General features: G+C 44.2%; 21 protein-coding genes. 15 read left to right on the top strand and 6 right to left on the bottom strand.

What is annotated here, in order from left to right; genetic code table 11:
- Positions 1-65 precede the first annotated feature (65 nt).
- A complete protein-coding gene (locus ABFW99_RS13550) occupies positions 66-278 on the bottom strand; it encodes a hypothetical protein (protein ID WP_440707527.1) in 213 nt (70 codons plus the stop codon).
- Entirely contained in the window at positions 275-1147 is an 873-nt protein-coding gene (locus ABFW99_RS13545) for a sodium-dependent transporter (RefSeq protein WP_440707526.1), read from the bottom strand. The genes ABFW99_RS13550 and ABFW99_RS13545 overlap by 4 nt, the downstream gene beginning before the upstream one ends.
- Positions 1148-1326: 179 nt before the next feature.
- On the opposite strand from ABFW99_RS13545, the gene ABFW99_RS13540 reads away from it, so the two are divergent.
- The 8 genes from ABFW99_RS13540 to ABFW99_RS13505 all read left to right on the top strand — a co-directional run bounded on the left by ABFW99_RS13540 (position 1327) and on the right by ABFW99_RS13505 (position 11336).
- On the top strand, positions 1327-4305 hold the full coding sequence (locus ABFW99_RS13540) for a protein O-mannosyl-transferase family (RefSeq protein ID WP_349354426.1): 2979 nt from the start codon (positions 1327-1329) through the stop codon (positions 4303-4305).
- 60 nt (positions 4306-4365) lie between these two features.
- Positions 4366-4812: a hypothetical protein gene (locus ABFW99_RS13535; RefSeq protein WP_349354427.1), complete on the top strand. Its 447-nt coding sequence runs from the start codon at positions 4366-4368 to the stop codon at positions 4810-4812.
- A gap of 10 nt (positions 4813-4822) precedes the next feature.
- Positions 4823-5281, top strand: coding sequence for an rRNA maturation RNase YbeY (gene ybeY / locus ABFW99_RS13530; protein ID WP_349354428.1), 459 nt, complete (start codon positions 4823-4825; stop codon positions 5279-5281).
- 33 nt (positions 5282-5314) lie between these two features.
- Positions 5315-5767 carry a hypothetical protein gene (locus ABFW99_RS13525; protein ID WP_440707525.1) on the top strand — a complete coding sequence of 151 codons (453 nt, stop codon included), beginning with the start codon at positions 5315-5317 and terminating at the stop codon, positions 5765-5767.
- A 149-nt stretch (positions 5768-5916) separates the two neighbouring features.
- Positions 5917-6453, top strand: coding sequence for a DUF445 family protein (locus ABFW99_RS13520; protein ID WP_440707524.1), 537 nt, complete (start codon positions 5917-5919; stop codon positions 6451-6453).
- 43 nt (positions 6454-6496) lie between these two features.
- Positions 6497-8167, top strand: coding sequence for a S8 family peptidase (locus ABFW99_RS13515; RefSeq protein WP_349354430.1), 1671 nt, complete (start codon positions 6497-6499; stop codon positions 8165-8167).
- A 3-nt stretch (positions 8168-8170) separates the two neighbouring features.
- Positions 8171-9607 carry a phytoene desaturase family protein gene (locus ABFW99_RS13510; RefSeq protein ID WP_349354431.1) on the top strand — a complete coding sequence of 479 codons (1437 nt, stop codon included), beginning with the start codon at positions 8171-8173 and terminating at the stop codon, positions 9605-9607.
- 34 nt (positions 9608-9641) lie between these two features.
- A complete protein-coding gene (locus ABFW99_RS13505) occupies positions 9642-11336 on the top strand; it encodes an ABC transporter permease (protein ID WP_349354432.1) in 1695 nt (564 codons plus the stop codon).
- 303 nt (positions 11337-11639) lie between these two features.
- Here the strand turns inward: ABFW99_RS13505 and ABFW99_RS13500 are convergent, their stop codons facing one another.
- Positions 11640-12659 carry a Fe(3+) ABC transporter substrate-binding protein gene (locus tag ABFW99_RS13500; protein WP_349354433.1) on the bottom strand — a complete coding sequence of 340 codons (1020 nt, stop codon included), beginning with the start codon at positions 12657-12659 and terminating at the stop codon, positions 11640-11642.
- A 76-nt stretch (positions 12660-12735) separates the two neighbouring features.
- On the opposite strand from ABFW99_RS13500, the gene ABFW99_RS13495 reads away from it, so the two are divergent.
- Positions 12736-13842 (top strand): aromatic ring-hydroxylating oxygenase subunit alpha, encoded by a 1107-nt coding sequence (locus tag ABFW99_RS13495; RefSeq protein ID WP_349354434.1) that lies wholly within the window; start codon positions 12736-12738, stop codon positions 13840-13842.
- A gap of 6 nt (positions 13843-13848) precedes the next feature.
- On the opposite strand, the gene ABFW99_RS13490 is transcribed toward ABFW99_RS13495, so the two are convergent.
- Complete coding sequence (locus tag ABFW99_RS13490; RefSeq protein ID WP_349354435.1) at positions 13849-14193, bottom strand: DUF971 domain-containing protein; 345 nt, start codon at positions 14191-14193, stop codon at positions 13849-13851.
- Between the two features lie 43 nt (positions 14194-14236).
- Between ABFW99_RS13490 and ABFW99_RS13485 the strand changes: the two genes are divergently transcribed.
- The 3 genes from ABFW99_RS13485 to ABFW99_RS13475 all read left to right on the top strand — a co-directional run bounded on the left by ABFW99_RS13485 (position 14237) and on the right by ABFW99_RS13475 (position 16044).
- Positions 14237-14941 (top strand): hypothetical protein, encoded by a 705-nt coding sequence (locus ABFW99_RS13485; RefSeq protein ID WP_349354436.1) that lies wholly within the window; start codon positions 14237-14239, stop codon positions 14939-14941.
- Between the two features lie 111 nt (positions 14942-15052).
- Entirely contained in the window at positions 15053-15541 is a 489-nt protein-coding gene (locus ABFW99_RS13480; protein WP_349354437.1) for a YajQ family cyclic di-GMP-binding protein, read from the top strand.
- A gap of 104 nt (positions 15542-15645) precedes the next feature.
- On the top strand, positions 15646-16044 hold the full coding sequence (locus ABFW99_RS13475; protein WP_349354438.1) for a four helix bundle protein: 399 nt from the start codon (positions 15646-15648) through the stop codon (positions 16042-16044).
- 17 nt (positions 16045-16061) lie between these two features.
- Here the strand turns inward: ABFW99_RS13475 and ABFW99_RS13470 are convergent, their stop codons facing one another.
- Positions 16062-16490 carry a CoA-binding protein gene (locus ABFW99_RS13470; protein WP_349354439.1) on the bottom strand — a complete coding sequence of 143 codons (429 nt, stop codon included), beginning with the start codon at positions 16488-16490 and terminating at the stop codon, positions 16062-16064.
- Positions 16491-16578: 88 nt separating this feature from the next.
- On the opposite strand from ABFW99_RS13470, the gene ABFW99_RS13465 reads away from it, so the two are divergent.
- Complete coding sequence (locus ABFW99_RS13465) at positions 16579-17010, top strand: FKBP-type peptidyl-prolyl cis-trans isomerase (protein WP_349354440.1); 432 nt, start codon at positions 16579-16581, stop codon at positions 17008-17010.
- An 85-nt stretch (positions 17011-17095) separates the two neighbouring features.
- Positions 17096-18241, top strand: coding sequence for a THUMP domain-containing class I SAM-dependent RNA methyltransferase (locus ABFW99_RS13460; RefSeq protein ID WP_349354441.1), 1146 nt, complete (start codon positions 17096-17098; stop codon positions 18239-18241).
- Between the two features lie 154 nt (positions 18242-18395).
- Here ABFW99_RS13460 and ABFW99_RS13455 read toward each other — a convergent pair whose 3' ends face one another.
- Positions 18396-19631: a glycosyltransferase family 4 protein gene (locus ABFW99_RS13455; protein WP_349354442.1), complete on the bottom strand. Its 1236-nt coding sequence runs from the start codon at positions 19629-19631 to the stop codon at positions 18396-18398.
- Between the two features lie 156 nt (positions 19632-19787).
- Here ABFW99_RS13455 and ABFW99_RS13450 point away from each other — a divergent pair, with 156 nt between their 5' ends.
- Positions 19788-20660 (top strand): hypothetical protein, encoded by an 873-nt coding sequence (locus ABFW99_RS13450; protein WP_349354443.1) that lies wholly within the window; start codon positions 19788-19790, stop codon positions 20658-20660.
- Positions 20661-20729 lie beyond the last annotated feature (69 nt).

Below are 20729 nucleotides of genomic sequence, written 5' to 3'. Positions count from 1 at the left end.
TGTCCTATTTGCTTCGTTCAGTTGTGCCATTTTGGGTGTTTAACCACTGGTGCAGCTTTGAACATCTAGGTTTTCGCATTTATCGTGAAACGCTTTCGCGTTTTTCGTGCGCCGCTTGGCCAGAGTTCAATCATGGAAATCAGGGAACTGAATGCCGCAAAAGTCAATCCAAGGAAAAACAAAATGGCAAATATTCCACCGCCTGCCATTGGTTCAAACAGCTGAGGCATCCAGATAAAGGTAAGCCCGGTGGAAGCCAGTCCGGAGGTTTTCATCACTTCCAGAATTCACCGCTTCCCATCTGTGGGCTCAAAGTGCCAAACACGGTTGAGAAAATGATGATGGCGGCCAGCAACGAAACCATGTTATTCCCGATGCCGGTCTGGAACGCAGTAATGGTAACATCATCGGTCTTGCGCATATATGCAGCATAGGTCAAAATCAGTCCCCAGGCCGCCCCGGTATCCCAGGCATTTTGCGTAAGAGCCTCAAGCCATATTTCCGGCTTCTTCAATGTTGACCAATCCGGGGTGAACAGGTACTCAATTCCAAGTCCGCTGCCTTCAAGTGAAAGTGCTTTGAACAGGGAAACGATTAGTACCAGCAACAGGGAAGGAATCAATACCTTGTTTACTTTCTCTATTGAAGAAATACCTTTAATAACGATGAACCCTCCCACACTCATCACAAATGCGTGTGCAATCAACGGCCAGTTCGAACCCTGGAAACCATCCCATATGGCATTGGCCTGCTGCAGGTTGGCGGGCAAGGCTTCGGTGATGCTGGTTATTAAATAGTAGAGACACCATCCGGCAACCACACTGTAGTAAAACATGATGGCCGTGGCTACAAAACCAACAAAACCACCCAGCCAGCCTTTCTTCTCTCCAATCAATTCAACGAAAGAACCAACCACTCCTTTCCGGCCGTTTCTTCCCATTCCATATTCGGCTATAATGAGGGGAATGGACCATAGGATCAGAAAGCAGATCCAGGCAAACAGAAAAGCACCGGCCCCTTCTTCTCCCCCGTTCTGAGCTGCTATACGTGGAAATCGCCAGATATTACCCGTTCCAATGGCGATCCCGAGCACACTTAAAATCAACCCCAGTTTGGAAGAAAAACGTTCTTTTGTATTCGCTGACATGCAAAAATATTTAAAGTTGAAAATACGATTCGAACTTTCCCGTTTTAGCTGCGAGAAGTTTAAATTCTTATGTATCTTACATTTTGATTAGTATAAGGCTGTGCTTATAATTGCGAGCCTATCATAAAATGTTATCTACGAATATCCAAAAACTTTTTTGAGCAGTTAACCAATTTTACATGCTTTCAGATCATAAAACGACCAACAGATATCTCGCCCTATTTACCTTTGTTGTCTCACTCATTATTTATACGATAACACTTGCACCTACCGCCAGTTTTTGGGATGCCGGTGAGTTTATTGCCGTTGCCCATGGCCTGCAGGTAAACCACCCTCCGGGTGCCCCCTTTTACTCCATAGTTGGCCGACTGTTTTCCATGTTTATGCCAACAGAATACATAGCCGTTAGCATTAACTTTATAAGTGCGCTCAGCTCTGCCTTAACGGTGATGTTTTTGTACCTGATTGTGGTTCGCCTGGTTCGTGAGTGGAAAGGCCATCCGGATTCCATGGAGATCATGGATAAAATCGGGATGTATGGAGGCGCTTTGGTTGGAGCACTTACGTTTGCCGTAACCGATACCTTTTGGTTTAGTGCTGTGGAGGCCGAGGTATATGCCATGTCCATGTTTTTTACCTCTATCGTAGTTTGGATGGCCCTAAAGTGGGCTGAAAATTTTGATAAGCAATACAATGAACGATGGTTGGTTCTGATTGCCTATATGTTTGGTATAGCTATTGGTGTTCACCTGCTGAACCTGCTTGCCCTGTTTTTTGTAGCACTAATTGTGTACTTCAAGCTTAAGGAATTTGAGTGGAAATCATTCTTATTAATGGGTGTCGGAGCTGTTATTGCCTTCTTTTCGGTGTATCCGTTTACCATTCAGATGATCCCGACGATGGCCAACAGTGTGGATGAAGCCACCTATGGACTTATCGGACCAATGTTGTTCATATTCCTGTTTATGGCCGCTGTTGCGTACGCAATATACTACACACATAAACACAAAATGCGCATCGCCAATATCATTGCCATCAGTTATGCCATGATTTTGATCGGTTTCTCCTCCTATTCCGTTATTATGATCCGCTCTATCGCCGATCCCCCCATTGATGAGAATGACCCCGAAACCGTTGAAGCTTTTATCAGCTACCTGAAGCGGGAACAGTACGGAGCTACTCCAATTCTGAAAGGAAATAATTTCAACGACCAAACCGGGCAAATTGACCGCTCTTCCGAAGAGTTTTTCCCCCGTCGTTATTCTCCGGCTCCAAATCATCTGGATTACTATGGCCGGTATAACTCAGACTGGTCTTACTTCTGGGATTATCAGGTTAACCATATGTATATCCGTTACTTCAACTGGAACTTTATAGGGCGTGAAGCAGATATACAGGACACGGGTTGGCGATCCGGATTTGAGGAGCCGGCCTACCCCGACAACCCCGCCAGCAATGCCTATTTCTTTATTCCGTTTTTGCTGGGTTTATTTGGGATGATCTTCCATTTTAGTTCCGACTGGAAACGGGCTCTCGCTATACTCGCACTCTTTATTGTCACGGGGTTGGCGATTATCGTGTTCCTGAATCAACCTCCATATCAGCCGCGTGAGCGGGATTATGCCTATGTCGGCTCCTTTTTTGCCTTTTCGATATGGCTTGGCCTTGGAGTCACCGGAATTATTGAACTCATTAAGCAATACGCCAACAACAGAATTCTGGGATACGCCGCTGTGGTTTTCTGCCTGCTGGCCTCTCCCGTTTGGATGGGCTATCAAAACTGGGATGACCACGACCGAAGCAACAGGTACGTCGCACCCGACTATGCGCGAAATCTGCTGGAATCGGTAGCTCCGAATGCCATTATCTTTACCAATGGTGATAATGACACCTTCCCGCTCTGGTATGCACAGGAAGTGGAAGGTATCCGTACCGATGTCCGTATTGTATGTCTGAGTCTGTTAAATACTGACTGGTATATCAAACAGCTCCGGGATCAATGGTCGCACGAATCAGCCCCGCTCCCTATCTCCCTTTCGGATGAAGAAGTGGAACGGGTAACTGCCGGTATAAGCCAGTGGCAGCCACAGGATATAACCATCCCGGTTGATAAGGAGAAGCTGAAGAATGCATTTTCCGAAGACATGAATTACAAAGAAGCCATCGGAGTTAAACCGGATACCTCTCTGCCTATTCTTCAGAAAGGAGTTGACTTTGAAATGCCTGTAGATTCCCTGGATGATGAAGTTACCTGGGCATTAAACGGCCGTTTTTACGGGCAAAACCAGCAAGGTGATCGTATTTACTATCTGCAGGTTCAGGATCGCTTGATTCTGGATATCCTGCAAACCAACAACTGGTTACGCCCTGTGTATTTTGCGAACACAGTTTCCGGTGAAAGTCAGCTTAACCTGCAAGACTACTTCCGGACCGAAGGTAAAGCTTATCGCGTAGTTCCTAAAGATTTCGGAGCCGGACGCGAAGGACACATCAATCCAAAAATCTTCACCGATCGTGTTGAGAACTTCAAATTCCGCGAATGGAATAACCCGGACGTGTATTTCGACGAGAACATTCGCCGAATGCTCAGCAACTACCGCTTTAACTTTATGGCACTAGCTATGACTTACCGTGAGGAAGGTAAGATTGACAGTGCTCAGTACTGGCTGAAGTGGGGTGAAGAGAAAATTCCATTCCGTGCTTCTGAAACCAATGAGTCGCTTAAGTTACTCTATGCGGTGCGCTATGCTCAGGTAGATCTGCATGACGACGCCGTGCGACTTGCCGGAACCGCTGTTGATGAAATCAAGGAAAAACTTGAGAAGAACCTGAATCGCTTCTCCGATATAGAAGCAGAATTCAACGAGTTAAATCAGCAGCTTCAAAGTGCCCAATCTCGTGGCGATATTCGCACACAACGTGAAATTCGCCCTCAACTGGAGCAGCTGAACAGTGATGCTCAGCAATACCTGACTGCCGTCCGAACAGCCAGGCAATCACTGGTATTGGTTCAGTACACCTATTATCAGGGTAGTAATACCGAAGAAGCAAATGCACTTGCTGAAGAAGTCAACATGCTGATGGGAAGTAGTTTCCCTCCTATGCCGGCTACTAAAGAAGCCAGCGAGCAGGAAATTCAGCGTTACGGAATCAATTAACTCTTTCATTTAAACTTAGGAGAAGGTGCCGTATATTTCGGCACAATTAATTAGCCAGCTATGATTCACCAGTTTACAAAAGAAAATATTGATGCCATCGGCCAGGTTTTGGGAACCAAGCCAAAACCGCTTGGCAACGACGTGTTCAGGTTTGAAGTGAAAAACGAGGAAGAGCCTCGAAAACTGGCCCTGGAAATCCATCTTGGGCTGGATGTGAATGACGAGCAGATGAATATGGTATCTGTTTATGCATACAATACCTTCCTTCAGCTTCACAACTGCACGGCCTTTGTAGCCAGTGAAATGCTTCAGCAGGTTACCTTTTTTGGAAAGTCCGGTGAAAAGACATCCGGGCTTATTGTTGAAAAAACAGCCGGCTGCAGCTTATATGCTAATGTGGACCACTCCATACTTAGTGGCGACTTCACCCAGCTCCCCGAAGATTTGATGATGTGCGGCATCGCCCTCTCCCTCACCGAGTCGATGGACGACGATTTCACCTTCTAAAACCACCGTCTTGAAAACTGATTCTTCCATCCTTCAACTTTTTAATGAAAGCGATGAGAAGGTTCCGTTAAGTCAATCAAAGGCAGAAACAATTCTGCATATAATTTCAGATAAAGAAAATGCTGCTTTCTCTTTGGTTGAACTCGTATTTGTGGATGAACAGGAAATTGTCCGGATAAACAAAGAGCATCTGAACCGCTATTACGTGACCGATATTATTTCTTTCCGCTATGATGATGAAGCCGATTCGGAAGGCAATGAAGCGATTGAAGGCACTCTATTTTGTTGTGCTCCCCGAATCATTGAGCAATCAGCAGAATTCAAGGAGCCGGTAGAAAGAGAATTTCAACGCATCTTTATTCACGGGTTGCTTCACCTGATTGGTTACGAAGATTCTTCAGACAAGGAAAAAGAAGCTATGACGGAGCTGGAGAATAAATATTTAGCTCTCGCTGAAACCAACAAATAAGGAATTTCTGCGTACATCAGTCCAAAACTACGGATGAAAAAACAGGACAACACAGACATTATAAAAGAGCGGAGCAAGCAATATGGTTCCCGGCTTTGGGAGCTCATTCGCACACAGGTTGAGAAACATTCTGCCCTCCCTGAACAAAAGGGCGAACTTGCCATCCCCCCAAAAAAAGTGACGGAACACCGGTGGTTAATGAATCTGCTATTTGTTGTCCCTTACCTTCTTTTGGGTGTTTTCATCATTTCTTTCTTCTGGGATTTCAACGGGATGTCAGCAGAACTCTTTGGACATACTTTTTCTTTCGAGGGGCTTTTACGGATCATCAGCATTAGCGGGCTTATCGGTTTTTTGACCAACTGGCTGGCAATCACCATGTTATTCAGACCTACCCACAAACGTCCCATTCTGGGCAGGGTCTTGTTCCCGCTCAGAAAGACCGTATTGCTTACCGGCTGGCACGTGCAGTCTCCGAAGACCTGATTAATCCGGAAATCATTAAGCAAAAAATTCACGAGTCGCAGGCTATTACAAAATATCGTGAAAAGGCCACCATTTACGTACGAAGTATTATTGACGACCCCGAATTCCGGGGTAACCTTAAAACCCTGGTCGTAAGTTATGTTGAAGAAATGATTGCCGACCCCGAAGTACGTTCATCCATAGCAAAGAAGTTGATTCAGCAGATTGATGATGCCATTGATGAGAATTCCTTCGAGAAAGTAGCTATCAAAGCCTATAGCTTTTTGAAAGGACGGGAAATGCAGGACCTCGTTGAAAGCGCACTGGTTAAACTCCCTACCGGTATCGAAAACGGGCTTAACAAAATGGATGTGTTTTTGGACGACCTTCCTGATAAGCTGGACGAACACGGCTCAGTGATTGAGGAAATGGTCACCAACCTGTTATATAAGCTTATCAATCAGCTTGATGTTCACGCATTGGTGGAAGACAACCTGCGCCAGTACGATGAAAAGAAACTCGAGAAATTGATCAAGAATGCCAGTAACGACCAGCTCCGATACATTCAGTATTTGGGAGCCGTACTGGGAACCTTTGGTGGTTTTATTATCTGGGAACCTGTTGCGAGTATCATGGTATTGACGTTTATTATCGGGTCAACGGTACTTGCCGATTCTCTGATCCTGAGAATGAAAAAGACTAACTGATCGTTATTAATTTTAAATCTGAAATTATCTACAGCAAATTTTTATGAACCCCACATCCAAGCTCTTCACCCTTCTATTCGCCACTCTCTTTACAGTGAGCTGTGCCGGAACCAAATCAACCTCTGAACCTACTTCTTCATCTGAAAAAGAAACAGAAACCGAGATGGCTTCCGAAGCAGAAGCAGAGGAAATCAAAGCTACGGAAACATGGCATCTAACCCCCTCCGATGCGACTCCATACTATGGAACCGGAGTTGAACGTGCCTATGTTGATGTCCTGGCTGGCAAATCTCCCAAGCAAAAGGTAGTTGTTGCCATTATTGACTCGGGTACCGACATCGACCATGAAGACCTGAATGATAATATTTGGGTGAACGTAGATGAAATTCCGGGTAATAATACTGATGATGACGGAAATGGATACGTGGACGATATTTACGGCTGGAATTTCATCGGTGGGCCCGACAGTACTCATATTGATAAAGATACCTACGAAGTTACCCGGCTTTATGCCAAGCTTAGTGAAGAGTATGCGGGAATGAGTAAAGACTCTGTAGCTACAGAAAATCAGGATGAATTTGACTATTACCGGGAAATAAAAGCGGCTTTTGAACGACGTAAAGAACAGAATGACCGTGAACTTACACAGGTTGGTCAGTCAAGACAGGCTATCATGTTTGCCAAGCAGGCACTCGGGGTGTCCAACATCGATTCGTTAAGTGCAGAAGACCTGAAAATCAAATCAAGCGATACCCAGCAGGTTCAGCAAGCCAAGCAAATCATGAACTACCTGAAAAGCAATGGGGCTACCGAATCTGATATACAGGATCTGGAAGATTATTACGAGCATGTGCAGGGATTAGCAAATTATGGCTTGAATCCTGATTTCAATCCCCGGGATATTGTTGGGGATGATTATGATGATCTCAGCAACCGATTTTACGGAAACAATGATGTGACCGGCCCGAGCAGCGAGCACGGTACTCATGTGGCTGGAATTGTAGGTGCTATCCGGGATAACAACCTGGGTGCAATGGGAATTGCGGATATCGAATTGATGATTTTACGAACTGTTCCGGACGGTGACGAGCGCGACAAAGATGTGGCCAACGCCATACGGTATGCTGCAGAAAACGGAGCAGATGTTATCAACATGAGCTTCGGAAAAGGGTATTCTCCTCAAAAATTTTACGTAGATGATGCTATGCAATTTGCCGACAGTGTAGGAGTCCTGATGATTTCAGGCTCCGGTAATGGCAGTGACAATGTGGACAGCACCGACTCCTACCCTACCCGATTTTACGAGAACGGCGGTTTTGCCAAAAACTACCTGAGTGTGGGAGCTACCTCATGGGAATCTGATTCAACGCTGGTAGCAAGCTTCAGCAACTATGGAAAGGAAACCGTTGATCTTTTTGCTCCCGGCGTTGATGTCTATTCCACCTATCCGGATGATGATTATAAAATGGAAAGTGGCACCAGCATGGCTTCTCCGGTTGTGGCTGGTGTTGCAGCATTAATCATGTCGTATTATCCGGAATTAACGGCTACTGAAGTCAAAGAGATTATGCTAAAAACCGTCACCAAAGTAGATCAGGTGGTTTACAAGCCCGGAACCGATGAACCCATTCACTTCTCTGAACTGTCAGCAACCGGTGGAATTATCAATGCCTATGATGCATTAAAAATGGCCGAGGAAAAAGTAAACCCATAAACATTGCCTACTCCCAATCCAGAATACGATGCCGTCGTTGTCGGTTCAGGTCCTAATGGACTAAGCGCCGCCGTTCGGCTTTCGCAGGAAGGATTGAAGGTATTGGTTTTAGAAGCCAAACCGACCATCGGTGGCGGAACCCGAACGCAGGAAATCACCGAGCCGGGCTTTTTACATGATATTTGTGCGGCCGTTTTACCAACAACGGCCGGCTCCCCCTTTCTGAACACGTTAAACCTTAAGGAATACGGACTCGAATTTATTCATCCCGAAATTCCCTATGCGCATCCTTTGCCTGAAGGAGATTCTGCCGTTTGTTATCGATCGTTAGAAAAAACAGCAGAGTCTTTAGGCGTTGACCAAAAAAATTATTCAAAACTGTTCAGCGAGTTTGTTAATCACTGGGATTATCTCTCTGAAGATATATTCGGAACACTGAGAATGCCCAAACATCCGCTTTTAATGGCAAGATTTGGTTGGTACGGGCAATTTTCAGCAAAACACCTCACTGACTCCCTGTTCAAGTCTGCCAGAGCCAAAGCCTTGTTCGCAGGTTGTGCCGCTCACAGCATTATTCCACTTGAAAAAGCTTTTAGCGCTTCATTCGGATTGGTCCTCGGAAGTTCAGCCCACTCGGTTGGCTGGCCGATAGCCAAAGGCGGATCAGCATCGGTTACTAATGCCCTGGCTGAACTATTCAAAAAACAAGGCGGAGAAATACAGACACAGTCAGAAGTAACATCTATGTCGGATATCCCCTCTTCACAGTCCGTTCTGTTTGATTTAACACCACATCAGGTTGTTGATATTGCCTTTAATCACCTTCCCAAAAAGTGCCGGGACCAACTCAGAAGATATGAGTATGGACCAGGAGCTTTCAAAATCGATTGGGCGTTATCAGAACCGGTTCCCTGGCTTAATGAGGAATGCAGAAAGGCCGGGACACTCCATCTTGGTGGTACTTTTGATGAAATAGCTGAAAGTGAAAAAGTTATCTGGGAAGGCAAGCATCACGACAAACCTTATGTGTTACTATCACAGCCAAGTTTATTTGATGATACAAGAGCTCCTGAGGGCAAACATACACTCTGGGGATATTGCCATGTTCCTAACGGTTCCACCAGAAATATGACCAAAGAAATTGAAAACCAGATCGAGCGATTTGCTCCCGGCTTTAAGGATACGATCATCAGCAAACAAACAATGACAGCCCAGAGATTTGAACAGTACAACCCCAATTATGTGGGTGGCGATATCAATGGTGGTGCGCAGGTCTTTAAACAACTTTTTGGGCGCCCTGTTTTGAAATGGGATCCTTATAAAATGCCGGCTGAGGGAATGTATATTTGTTCCTCCTCAACCCCGCCCGGTGGTGGTGTTCACGGTATGTGTGGATATAATGCAGCGCAATCTGTTCTCAAAAATGAATTCGGAATCTGATCTGATAAAAGCTAAGATAAGCGTATCTTAAGGCATGCTTAAAGCGCTACATACGACTATTCAAAATTTGCGGCCCGATTCCTCCAAAATCAGGCAGAAATCACCCAAGTGGACCATATTCAGCATGGTGATCGCACTGTTGATTTCTGTTCCTATACTCACAGTTGTATTCTCCATTTTCACACCATCCGGTGAAATCTGGAGCCACCTAGCCGAAACCGTTTTGGGAGACTATATCCAAAACTCTCTGCTATTAATTTTTGGTGTTTCCTTTGGGGTGATTGTGATTGGGGTATCAGCTGCTTGGTTGATTACCATGTGTGAATTTCCTGGACGTAAAATCTTTGAGTGGGCTTCCATCCTTCCTTTTGCCATTCCCGCTTACCTGATGGCCTATATTTATACCGATTTTCTGGACATTGCCGGACCATTGCAAACCACTATTCGTAACCTATTTGGTTTGGGGATCGATGCCTACTGGTTTCCCAATATCAGATCGATTGAAGGTGCTATTTTGATTATGTCGCTGGCGTTCTACCCCTACGTGTATATGCTGGCGCGTTCTTCATTTCTGGAACAATCTACCTCCCTTCTGGAAGCCAGCCGCATCATGGGATATTCGACCTGGCAAAGCTTCTTCAAGGTGGCACTGCCGGTAGCCAGACCCGGCATAGCCGCAGGACTTGCCCTCGCCCTGATGGAAACCCTGAATGACTTTGGGACCGTACAGTATTTTGGTGTTCAAACCTTTACCACCGGGATATACCGCACGTGGTTTGGATTGGGCGAACGACCAGCTGCTGCTCAGCTCGCAGCATTTTTGATGGGCTTTATAGTAGTGCTGTTAATTCTGGAGCGATGGTCACGAAATAAAATAAGTAATGAAAAAGCTAACTCCAGTCGCTTCAAACGACTAAACCGCTTTAAGCTGAAGGGATTCAAATCATGGTCAGCATTCACAGTGTGCTTCCTGCCCGTCTTAGCCGGATTTATTCTCCCGGTCATACTGCTACTGGAGATGTTCTTTTCAAACCTGAGCCATCTTGATTTTGAGTTTATTGAACTGGCTTTTAATTCCTTCACAGTTTCAGCGATAACAGGATTTCTCGCGGTAGGCATTGCCCTAATTATGGCTTATTCAGCACGACTCAACCCGACTAAATCCGTCAAGTTGTTCAACAGAATCAGTTCGTTGGGTTATGCTATTCCGGGTTCGGTAATCGCCGTTGGTGTACTCATCCCCTTCGGGCTTTTTGATAATTCCGTGGATGCGTTCTTCAGAGAAAACCTTGGATTTTCAACCGGCCTGCTACTTAGTGGGACGATCTTTGCGATGGTGTTTGCCTATCTCGTTCGGTTTCTGTCCGTTTCGTTTGGAGGGGTTGAAGCAAGCATGGAGAAAATCACCCCAAACATGGATGAAGCCGCCCGTGGAATGGGTTATACATTTAGCAAAGTGTTGCGTAAGATTCACATCCCCATGATGTCTGGAGGACTACTCACCGCCGGGTTGCTTGTTTTTGTAGATGTGATGAAAGAACTGCCGGCTACCCTGATCGTCCGCCCTTTTAACTTTGACACCCTTGCCGTTCAGGTGTACAGATATGCTTCGGATGAGCGATTGGCAGAATCAGCCGGAGCCGCTTTAATGATTGTGTTGGTAGGTATTATTCCGGTTATCATTATCAGCCGGACGATTGCCAAATCTAGGAAATCGGAAACGCAGTAGTTTCACCCCATGATGACGCACGCTGGGCTGAACCCCCTGCTTGTGTACCGGAATAGATCATGAATTGAGGCACCCATTGGTAGTGATTACCATGCATTCAAGTACGCAAGCATGCCGTTCACGGCTGAGACCATTAGGGATCGCTCAGCAGGATATCGATCACTGAACGGTGGATATTCCTATGCAATCAGGTAAGCATCGTTTACGGGTTTTCTCCAAACAAAAAAAAGGAACACCAAACTTCGAAGCGGTTACTTCAGAGTTCAATGTTCCTTGTTCAATATTCGTTATTCCGAAGGCGGCTTATTTCCAGCCGGCCCGGTCCATGATTTGAATGGCTTCCGGATTATTTCTTCCAAGTGCTGATACGTTTACCGCATCACTTTTGAATTCCCCAAACTCTTCCAGCACATCTGCCTTCTCAGCTTCGTCATTGATAGGATATTCGTTGTTTCCTCCGATGTAATATTTCTGAGCTTCCGTTGTAGTCAGGTATTCCAGAAATGCAATCGCATTATCTTTGTTGGGTGCATTTTTCAGAATACCGGCACCGCTGATATTAACGTGGGCACCGCGCTCATCTTCCCCCTGGTTAGGAAATACGAATGCAACCTTGGAAGCGGCTTCAAGGTCTGCTTCATCATCACCAGTAAGCATTACAGCAAGGTAATAGTGATTTGCTACGGCTACATCACACACACCAGCAGCAACACCTCTGATTTGATCTCTGTCTCCTCCCTGGGGATCACGTGCAAAATTAGACACAAGTCCTTCGGCCCATTCTTCGGTAGCCTCAGCGCCAATGGTTTCAATCATGGAAGCAACCAGCGACTGATTGTAGATGTTATTGGAAGATCGAATACATACACGACCTTCAAATCGTGGGGCCGCTAAATCTTCATAGGTCAGTTCTTCAAAATTCTCCACTGCATCAGGATTAACCACGAGCCCACGCACGCGCTTGGAAAGGCCTGCCCAAAGTCCATCAGGATGACGGAAAGAAGATGGAATGCGCTCTTCCAATGTTTCAGATTCTAACGGCTGCAGGATATCTGCTTCTTCAGCTCTCCAAAGCCGGCCGGCATCAACAGTGATGAGGATATCAGCCGGTGAATTTATTCCTTCACTTTTAACACGCTCGATAAGTTCATCAGAACCCCCTTCAATAAGGTTTACTTCGATTCCGGTTTGCTCAGTAAATTTTTCATACAACGCCTGATCAGTATCATAGTGACGTGCTGAATACACATTTACTTCTTCCTGTCCCGAACAGGAAGCAAAAATCATTGCCAGTGCAATGAGAGAAAATAGGGTGGATTTCATAAGATTGATTTTATTATTGTAGTTAGATGTTTGATGAGCCCCTAAACTAACCTTTATTTAGATTTATTCTAAACAAATGATGGCAAAAAACAGTAAAAATCTTTTCAGCGAAGAAAATCTGAACGTTGAACCCATACAAAGAGCGAAAACCATTCCCTCTCGCTGGTATTTCGAGCCAGATTTATTCGAATTTGAGCAACATTATTTATTCCAGAATCACTGGCAGTATGTGTGTCATGAAAATCAAATCAGTGAAGTCGGCGATAGTTATACTACCAACATTGCCCGGAATCCTGTAATCATTCTGAGAACGGCAGACCATGAAGTCAAAGCTTTTTTCAACGTATGCAAGCACCGGGGCGGACCGCTGGCCGTAAAGAAAGGAACCAAAACGGTTTTGCAGTGTCAGTATCATGGATGGACCTACCTCGATGACGGTTCACTCCGCGGAATACCTGACTGGAACCTTGTTGAGTTGTTCGACAAGAAAGATTTCGGATTGGAACCGGTAGAAATCAAAGTTTGGCAGGGACTCATATTTGCAAGAATAAGCAAAACCACCCCCGAATTATCCTCACTGTTATCCGGAATTGAGAAACGGATATCCCCCATCAACCTTGGTGACTTACAATTTCACTCGGAGCATGTTTACGATGTAGAATGTAACTGGAAAGTGTATGTAGATAATTTTCTGGAAGGTTATCATATCCCGATTGTGCACCCTGAACTTGCAAATTTACTCGACTACCGTGAGTATGTTACTGAAACCCAAACCTGGCATTCTCTGCAACATAGTCCATTTAAAGCACAAGAGAGTATGTACTCTCAGAATGGCGGTGAAGCCTACTACTATTTCATTTTTCCAAATATGATGCTCAACATTTTGCCCGGAAGACTACAGGTAAACACCGTAGTGCCCGTTTCACCTACAAAATGTAAAGTCATCTTCAGTTATTTTTATGATGATGTAGAAGCAAAGCAGAAATCAGGGCTCATCGACGACGACATCGCGTACAGCCACGATATTCAGCTTGAGGATGTTGAGATTTGTGAAGCCGTACAGTGCGGACTTCAATCCCGTGCATATGATCAGGGTCGGTTTTCGGTAAAACGGGAACAGGGCGTTTATCACTTCCAAAGTCTGCTCAAGAATGAGTTCAGGAAAGCGATTCAAAAATCGTAGTCTTTTCTATTTTTTATTCGAATCCGGCTGGTGATTTTCAGGATCCAGCCATCGTAAAGTTTTCCATTGGTACATTCCGGAATTATGACCATCTCCCCAGGTAATCTGTATAGCATGATTTCCAACTTGTTCTATGTTCCGGATTTCAATACGAGATGGGTTTTCTTCAAAAAAAGCTTCAGGCTCAAAGTCTCCCATGCTGCCGTGTCCACCCCGGCACATTACACAAGGGCAATTTTTTCGCAGTCCATATAGTGGAAAAACAGTGGTATGCCCATCTTCCCAGGATATTTCCAGAACCTGATCTTTATTACTAACTTCAATGCCCGTTGGCGTTGTGGATGCGTCCATCAAATATGTATTTTACTGTTAAATATCTAAGCAAAATTAACCAATGATCTGGATAATTGTATCAGCAATTGCAACAGCCGCCATCAGTACCTGGCTGGGTTATAAACGCCTGTTATATCTCGATCAACTTACCGCACGAAATATATCGTACACCCTCATTGGTGTGCTCACCCTTTTTCTAATACTGCAATGGATGCACCAAATCGGGTATTTCCCGGAAGCTATTGCCGGAGCTGTCATGGCCAATGTGTATTCTTCGCTATTTGGATTTTTTATGGGGGCTGCCATCCAGCAATTTCAGCAGAAAACCAACTGCGGTGAAATTGTATATGTGAACCGGTCTTTTTGGACAGACATTTTCCCAAGCCTGGTAACCATCGGTATTATCCTTTTTGGGATACAAAGAACTTCCTTGTTTTCGGACCTCCCTTTTACTCCTATTCGGGTTACCTCCGGTTTATCCATTATCGCCATCGGGGCGTACAGCTTCACTATCCGTTTGGTTCCAGAGTTGAGGAAGAACGGGCTGATACTGCTGGATCGTAAAATCAGTTGGGAGCAGTTTTTCACCTATTCCTGGTATTCTGAAGGGGTTATTGAAATAGAGTATAAAAGGAATGAGAAAATCCGCAGTTTTAAAACCATGATTCCCAATGAAGATCATCTCTTTGTTGAAAAAATTCTGTCTGAAAGGATTGCCGAAAAGCTGGAGAAAGACGAATTTGACGAATATGAAGAGTTGGAATGATAAAGTGATGAAGTGATGAGTGATGAGTGATGAGTGATGAGTATTTGACTTATTTCACCCTATCACCCTATCACCAAATCACCCCATTTAAAATTAATAAACTGAATACCCATGGCCTCTTTTGATATTGTTAATAAAGTAAATGCACAGGAAGTTGATAATGCCATCAACAACACCCTTAAAGAAATTAACAGTCGCTACGATTTCCGGGGGTTACACACCGAAGTGGAGTTCCATAACAAAGAAAATCGGATCCACCTGGTGGCTGCAGAAAGCATGAAACTGGAAGCCGTAAAAGATATGCTGGCGAAGAATTTCATTAAGCGGGGCATCAGCTCAAAGGTTTTGGATTATAAAGAGCCGGAAGGAACATCCCATGGACACCTGAAAATGGATGTGATTCTCAAAGAAGGAATTGACCGTGAAACGGCGAAGAAAATCACCAAAGAGATCAAAGGAATGGGTGTGAAAGTACAGCCTCAGATTCAGGAAGACCAGGTTCGGGTAGTTGGCAAGAAAATCGACGACTTACAGTCGGTAATCAAAAACCTGAAAGCCAAAGACTTCGGCGTCCCCCTCCAGTTTGTGAATATGAAGTGAAATGGTGATAGGGTGATGTGGTGATGTGGTGATTGGAAGTTTTTATTTGTAAGGAGTTTGGTTATGATCGCTCTTACTTATTGAAATGAAATAAGTTTGACGTGATGCGATTTAAAGAATGGGAGCAAAAAGTACCAAAGCAGATAAAGAATGACGTAATCTGGAAAATAGAAGCTTATCGATTGAGCCTCTATCTATCCGACTTAAGCTGGGTAGATTCTAGTAAAATTATCTCTAATAAGCATTTTGCACTAGCAGATCAATTATACAGATCCGTCGGATCGATTAGTGCAAATATAACCGAAGGCTTTTCAAGACTGTCCAATAAAGAGAAAGCACGGTTTTGTGAAATCGCGCTCGGATCCACCAGAGAAGCAAGAGACTGGTATTTTAAATCCAGACATATAATTGGTGATGAGGCTTCGCAAGCACGAATTGAGATGCTTACCTCAATAGCAAAATTACTCCAAAGCATGATATCTAATCTCAGAACCCTCTATTAAATCACCATATCAACCCATCACTTAAAATACCGGTCCCATTCTACCATGATGCATTTATTACGGATGTAAGGTAGTTTATTTTTCTCGGCAATTTCCTCGGCTTCAGGGGATGAAACATCAAGTTGAGTCCAGATAACGGGGTTTTGTCCGGTTTTCTTTTTCCATTCGGCTATGTCCCGACTTGCATCAGCTGCATATTCTGAATTACGAAATACATTCACGATATCAATTTGGATATCTTTCGGAATGTCGGTGAGGGAATCGTAGCATTTCTCTCCGTAGATTTCTTCAGGACCCGGATTCACCGGTATCACACGATATCCTCTCTCCTGCAAAAACCGAGCTGCGTAGTTGCTGGTGCGATACACATTCTCTGAGCAGCCTATAATAGCTATAGTTTCAGCCTCTGAAAGGAGCTCATTGATATTACTAATTGTTTCAATCATTAAAACCTGTCTTAATCGCCGTCAATTGTATATAAATATCCTTACCTTACGGCACTTAATCACTATGAACTAAAACAAACGATTTATTTTGTCTAAAGTAAAAGACGGTGACACCGTAAAAGTCCACTACACTGGAAAATTAGAAGACGGATCTGTTTTTGATTCTTCTGTATCAAGAGACCCATTAGAAGTAACGTTGGGTGAAGGAAAATTGATTCCAGGTTTTGAGAAAGCTGTTGTTGGTTTAGAAGTTGGAGATAAGACCACCGCTAATATTGAATCTGCCGATGCATATGGAGAGCGCAGAGATGATCTGGAAGTAACTATTGAGCGTGAACAACTTCCTGAAGATATTGAGCCTGAAGTTGGAATGCAGCTTCAACTGAACCAACCAAACGGACAGCCTGTACCTGTACAAATTACCAAAGTAGAAGAGGAAAACATCATTATTGATGCAAACCACCCTCTTGCAGGTAAAGACCTGACTTTTGATATCGAATTGGTTGAAATCATAAACTGATTTCGCTTCTTTGAAACGTAATTGATGGAGTTCTTCGAGAGAAGGACTCCATTTTTTATATCTGCTCCAAACACCAAACATTGCTATGGCCGATTTTTCCCAAAAAAGTACCATCTCCATCACCTGCCCTAAACGTATTACTCCCTATCTGAAAAAAGAGCTGGAAGATCTGGGATTCCCCATTTATAAAGTACGGCATGCAGGCATCGAAACAGAGGGTTCTCTGAACGACTGTATGATGTTGAACCTCTCACTGAGAACCGCACATCGGGTTCACTACCGGCTCAAAGACTGCCGTCCTCAGAATGCAGATCAACTGTACCGGGAGCTGGTAAAAATTCCCTGGGAAGATTATATCGATAAGCACGGCTATGTGAGTGTCACCTCCTTTATCAAAAACAAGACGGTGACGAACACGCAGTTTGCCAATATGAAGGTGAAGGATGCCATCGTGGATCGCATCCGGAAAAAAACGGGCACCCGACCCGACTCAGGACCTAACCTGAACAAGAGCGTTGTTTTTGTATTCTGGAAAAATGACCGGGCACAAATCTATTTGGATACATCCGGGGAATCCGTATCACGGCGTGGGTATCGTACCGAAACCAGTACTGCACCCATGCAGGAAACGCTGGCTGCATCACTGATTCTGGCCAGCAAGTGGAAACCCGGCAATCACTTTATAAATCCCATGTGCGGAAGCGGAACCATTGCCATTGAAGCTGCACTGCAGGCCCTTAATAAAGCGCCAGGACTCCTCAGACCCAATTACGGCATCAAACACATTCTTGGTTTTGATGAAGACCGCTGGAATGATTTACGGTCGGATTTAAAAAATAAAGCCTCCAAAGATTTTGAAGGCCGTATTATTGCCACCGACCACGATATACGAGCGGTAAATGCCACCCGTAAGAATGCCCGCACGGCAGGTTTGGATCACTTAATTGAGGTTAAAAAATGTGACTTCAGCGAAACAGAAATACCAGACGGCGACCCCGGAATTATCATGCTAAACCCTCCGTACGGTGATCGCATTGGAAATGAAAAAGAACTGGAGCCGGTGTACGAAGGGATCGGGGATTACTTTAAGCAGGAAGCCACCGGCTGGTGGGGATACGTTTTTACCGGAAACTTTGATCTGGCCAAACATATCGGACTCAGAACCAATCAGCGCATTGAATTCTACAACTCTACCATCGATGCACGGCTGCTGGAATATGAACTCTATTAATTCTTTCTTTGGGGTTATTACTTTGCTTTAGATACAAGTAATGGTCCAAGCGGACGATTGAACCATTTGAGGTTGATTAAACTATCTATTCAAGAATTCAAAGATTGAAGGACATTTTCTGCATCGGTGGTAATCAGCGAAATCCAACAATCCATCAATCTGTGTTCCTGTTCTTCGCCTCTATCCACTTCCCCATAAATTTGGTACTGGCTACCGTATGGTGCTGTAAGATAGATCCTATAAAATTCTGCTGCCTATGGGATTGCATATTTTCTATTAGAGCTTTTATTCTCTCTATCAGCTTCACTACATGCCCTTCTTTATCAAACCTATGGTTTACAATATCCTTACCATTATTCTGCTTTTTCTTCCAAAGATCTTCGTTTGTGTAAAGCTCAATAGCATAATCTGCAAATTCCTTCGGATCATTTGATACAAACCCCGGCCAGGATAAATCACCATGCATTGCCTCTGCTCCAATACCCGTTGTTACACTTGGTGTGCCACATTGCATGGCCTCAATAAGCTTTCCTTTTAATCCGGCCCCGAAACGCAAGGGGGCAAGTAACACACGGGCACTGCTCACCACTTCTTTAGCATTCTCAGCTCTTCCTTTCACTAAAAAACCTTCCTTAGGATTATGTAACTGCTCAACTTTTTGGGAGGGATAAGCGCCATAGATATGAAGTTCAGCTTCGGGTAATTCTGCCCTTATTAATGGCCATACTTCTTCTTTTAGATACAACACCGCATTCCAGTTCGGCTCATGCAGAAAGTTTCCAATAGATATAAAGTGATTTCTTTTATCATATGCTCTCCAATTACTTACTCCCTTCTCTTCAATTTGATCTAACATGAAAGGAATGTAGTGTAAAAGACTATTATTCACCCCAAAAGTGTTTTCAAGCAACTCCATTTCATACTCAGAAATAATCAGGGAAAGGTCGCACCTAAGGATGCTGGCGATCTCACGTTTTGCTTTGTCATTAAACAAATCCCGGTTATCAAATTCCCTGCCCTCCCTCCATGCCTGATATCTGGCTTCCCTTAAAAAATGAAGGTCTTCATTATCCAGGATTCGAAGTGCATCCGGGCATTGTTCAGCTACTCGCCAGCCAAATTGCTCTTCGGTCATAAACCGGTCAAATACAACCACATTTGGATCTAATTCAGAAACAAAATAATCAAAGGAAGAGTTGTTTATCTTTATAGAGGTTTTATTAACTCCGATGGCATTTAAATCAAAGGCAAATTCACTATCTGAAGCAGCCGAGGCAAAAACCACCTCCCATTCCTGAGACTGAAATGCGTCAATCAATTCCATCATTCGGGAGCCGGCCGCTGAGGAATCCGGTTCCGGCCATACCTTACCAATTATCAATACCTTCAAAGGGGGCTGCTGCATAAAATATTTATTGTCCGGCTATTTTATTCACTGTATAATTTAAGACATTTATTCACCGTTTAAGGTACTGCAAATACAATCAGCTGTACAAGCTTATCTGTTTTAGTTTAAGCGGTTCAAACAAATAATCAGGGATACATTATGAAATCATCTAAACTGTGGGTCGCTTTTCTTTCACTTTTTCTGTTTGTAGGATTAGCAACCCAAATCCATGCTCAAACAGAGACCGAGAGCACAAAAACGTACCTCATCATAAAAAATGACGGGTCAAGATATGTCGGGCAAATTATTTCACAGGATGCCCGGGAAGTCATTCTGTTAACAAAAGAGCTCGGGGAAATAGCTATTCCCAAGCATGAAATAAAAGAAATGAGAGAGTTGTCCAGCGAGGAAATAACCGATGACGGCCGTCTTAGAAGGGAAAATACCTTTGCCACCCGTTATTACATCTCCACCAATGCAAACCCCATTTCAAAAGGAGAAAATTACATTATCTGGAACCTGTACGGACCGGATGTGCAATTTGGAATCAGTGACGACTTTGGAGTTGGCCTGGTAACCACCTGGTTTGGTTCACCTATTGTTGGTTCTGCAAAATACAGCCTTGTGAAAAAGAATAATGTCGGAGTTGCTTTGGGTACTCTTTTAGGAACCGGCTCCTGGGCATCACCTGATTATGGAATCGCACTACCATTCGGTTCAGTTACTATTGGAGAAATCGATAAAAATATATCTCTTTCTGTTGGTTATGGTGCTGTATTTGGACCCGGGAGTTCAGGAGGGGGTGCTCTTTTTTCTTTAGCCGGAATGAACCGAGTTAGTGACCGGGTAAGCTTAGTTTTCGATTCTTTCGTAGTCATGGAAGATAGTGAAGCTGCTGCATTAATTATTCCTGCTATCAGACTACATTCCGGCCCTAAGAAAGCATTTCAGCTTGGCTTTGCCGGTGTTGCAGCAGATGGTGAGTTATTATCATTCCCACTCCCATTCCTACAGTGGTACAGGGCTCTGTAGTTGGTTCATGATTTAATAAGTCGGTATTCGAGCACTATTATCAGTAACCTCGAATACCGGCTTTAATTA

Origin of the sequence: Gracilimonas sp. BCB1 (assembly GCF_040117685.2) — a bacterium.
In the GTDB taxonomy this organism is placed as follows: Bacteria; Bacteroidota; Rhodothermia; order Balneolales; family Balneolaceae; genus Gracilimonas.
Note: the sequence above shows the minus strand (reverse complement) of the source record. Positions and strands in the feature narration are given on the sequence as shown.

Bases quoted from the DNA above. Each gene is read 5' to 3' on its own strand.
- ABFW99_RS13545 (WP_440707526.1), bottom strand. From the start codon at position 1,147: ATGTCAGCGAATACAAAAGAACGTTTTTCTTCCAAACTGGGGTTGATT.
- ABFW99_RS13540 (WP_349354426.1), top strand. From the start codon at position 1,327: ATGCTTTCAGATCATAAAACGACCAACAGATATCTCGCCCTATTTACC.
- ABFW99_RS13535 (WP_349354427.1), top strand. From the start codon at position 4,366: ATGATTCACCAGTTTACAAAAGAAAATATTGATGCCATCGGCCAGGTT.
- ABFW99_RS13525 (WP_440707525.1), top strand. From the start codon at position 5,315: ATGAAAAAACAGGACAACACAGACATTATAAAAGAGCGGAGCAAGCAA.
- ABFW99_RS13520 (WP_440707524.1), top strand. From the start codon at position 5,917: ATGATTGCCGACCCCGAAGTACGTTCATCCATAGCAAAGAAGTTGATT.
- ABFW99_RS13515 (WP_349354430.1), top strand. From the start codon at position 6,497: ATGAACCCCACATCCAAGCTCTTCACCCTTCTATTCGCCACTCTCTTT.
- ABFW99_RS13505 (WP_349354432.1), top strand. From the start codon at position 9,642: ATGCTTAAAGCGCTACATACGACTATTCAAAATTTGCGGCCCGATTCC.
- ABFW99_RS13500 (WP_349354433.1), bottom strand. From the start codon at position 12,659: ATGAAATCCACCCTATTTTCTCTCATTGCACTGGCAATGATTTTTGCT.
- ABFW99_RS13495 (WP_349354434.1), top strand. From the start codon at position 12,736: ATGATGGCAAAAAACAGTAAAAATCTTTTCAGCGAAGAAAATCTGAAC.
- ABFW99_RS13490 (WP_349354435.1), bottom strand. From the start codon at position 14,193: ATGGACGCATCCACAACGCCAACGGGCATTGAAGTTAGTAATAAAGAT.
- ABFW99_RS13485 (WP_349354436.1), top strand. From the start codon at position 14,237: ATGATCTGGATAATTGTATCAGCAATTGCAACAGCCGCCATCAGTACC.
- ABFW99_RS13480 (WP_349354437.1), top strand. From the start codon at position 15,053: ATGGCCTCTTTTGATATTGTTAATAAAGTAAATGCACAGGAAGTTGAT.
- ABFW99_RS13475 (WP_349354438.1), top strand. From the start codon at position 15,646: ATGCGATTTAAAGAATGGGAGCAAAAAGTACCAAAGCAGATAAAGAAT.
- ABFW99_RS13470 (WP_349354439.1), bottom strand. From the start codon at position 16,490: ATGATTGAAACAATTAGTAATATCAATGAGCTCCTTTCAGAGGCTGAA.
- ABFW99_RS13460 (WP_349354441.1), top strand. From the start codon at position 17,096: ATGGCCGATTTTTCCCAAAAAAGTACCATCTCCATCACCTGCCCTAAA.
- ABFW99_RS13450 (WP_349354443.1), top strand. From the start codon at position 19,788: ATGAAATCATCTAAACTGTGGGTCGCTTTTCTTTCACTTTTTCTGTTT.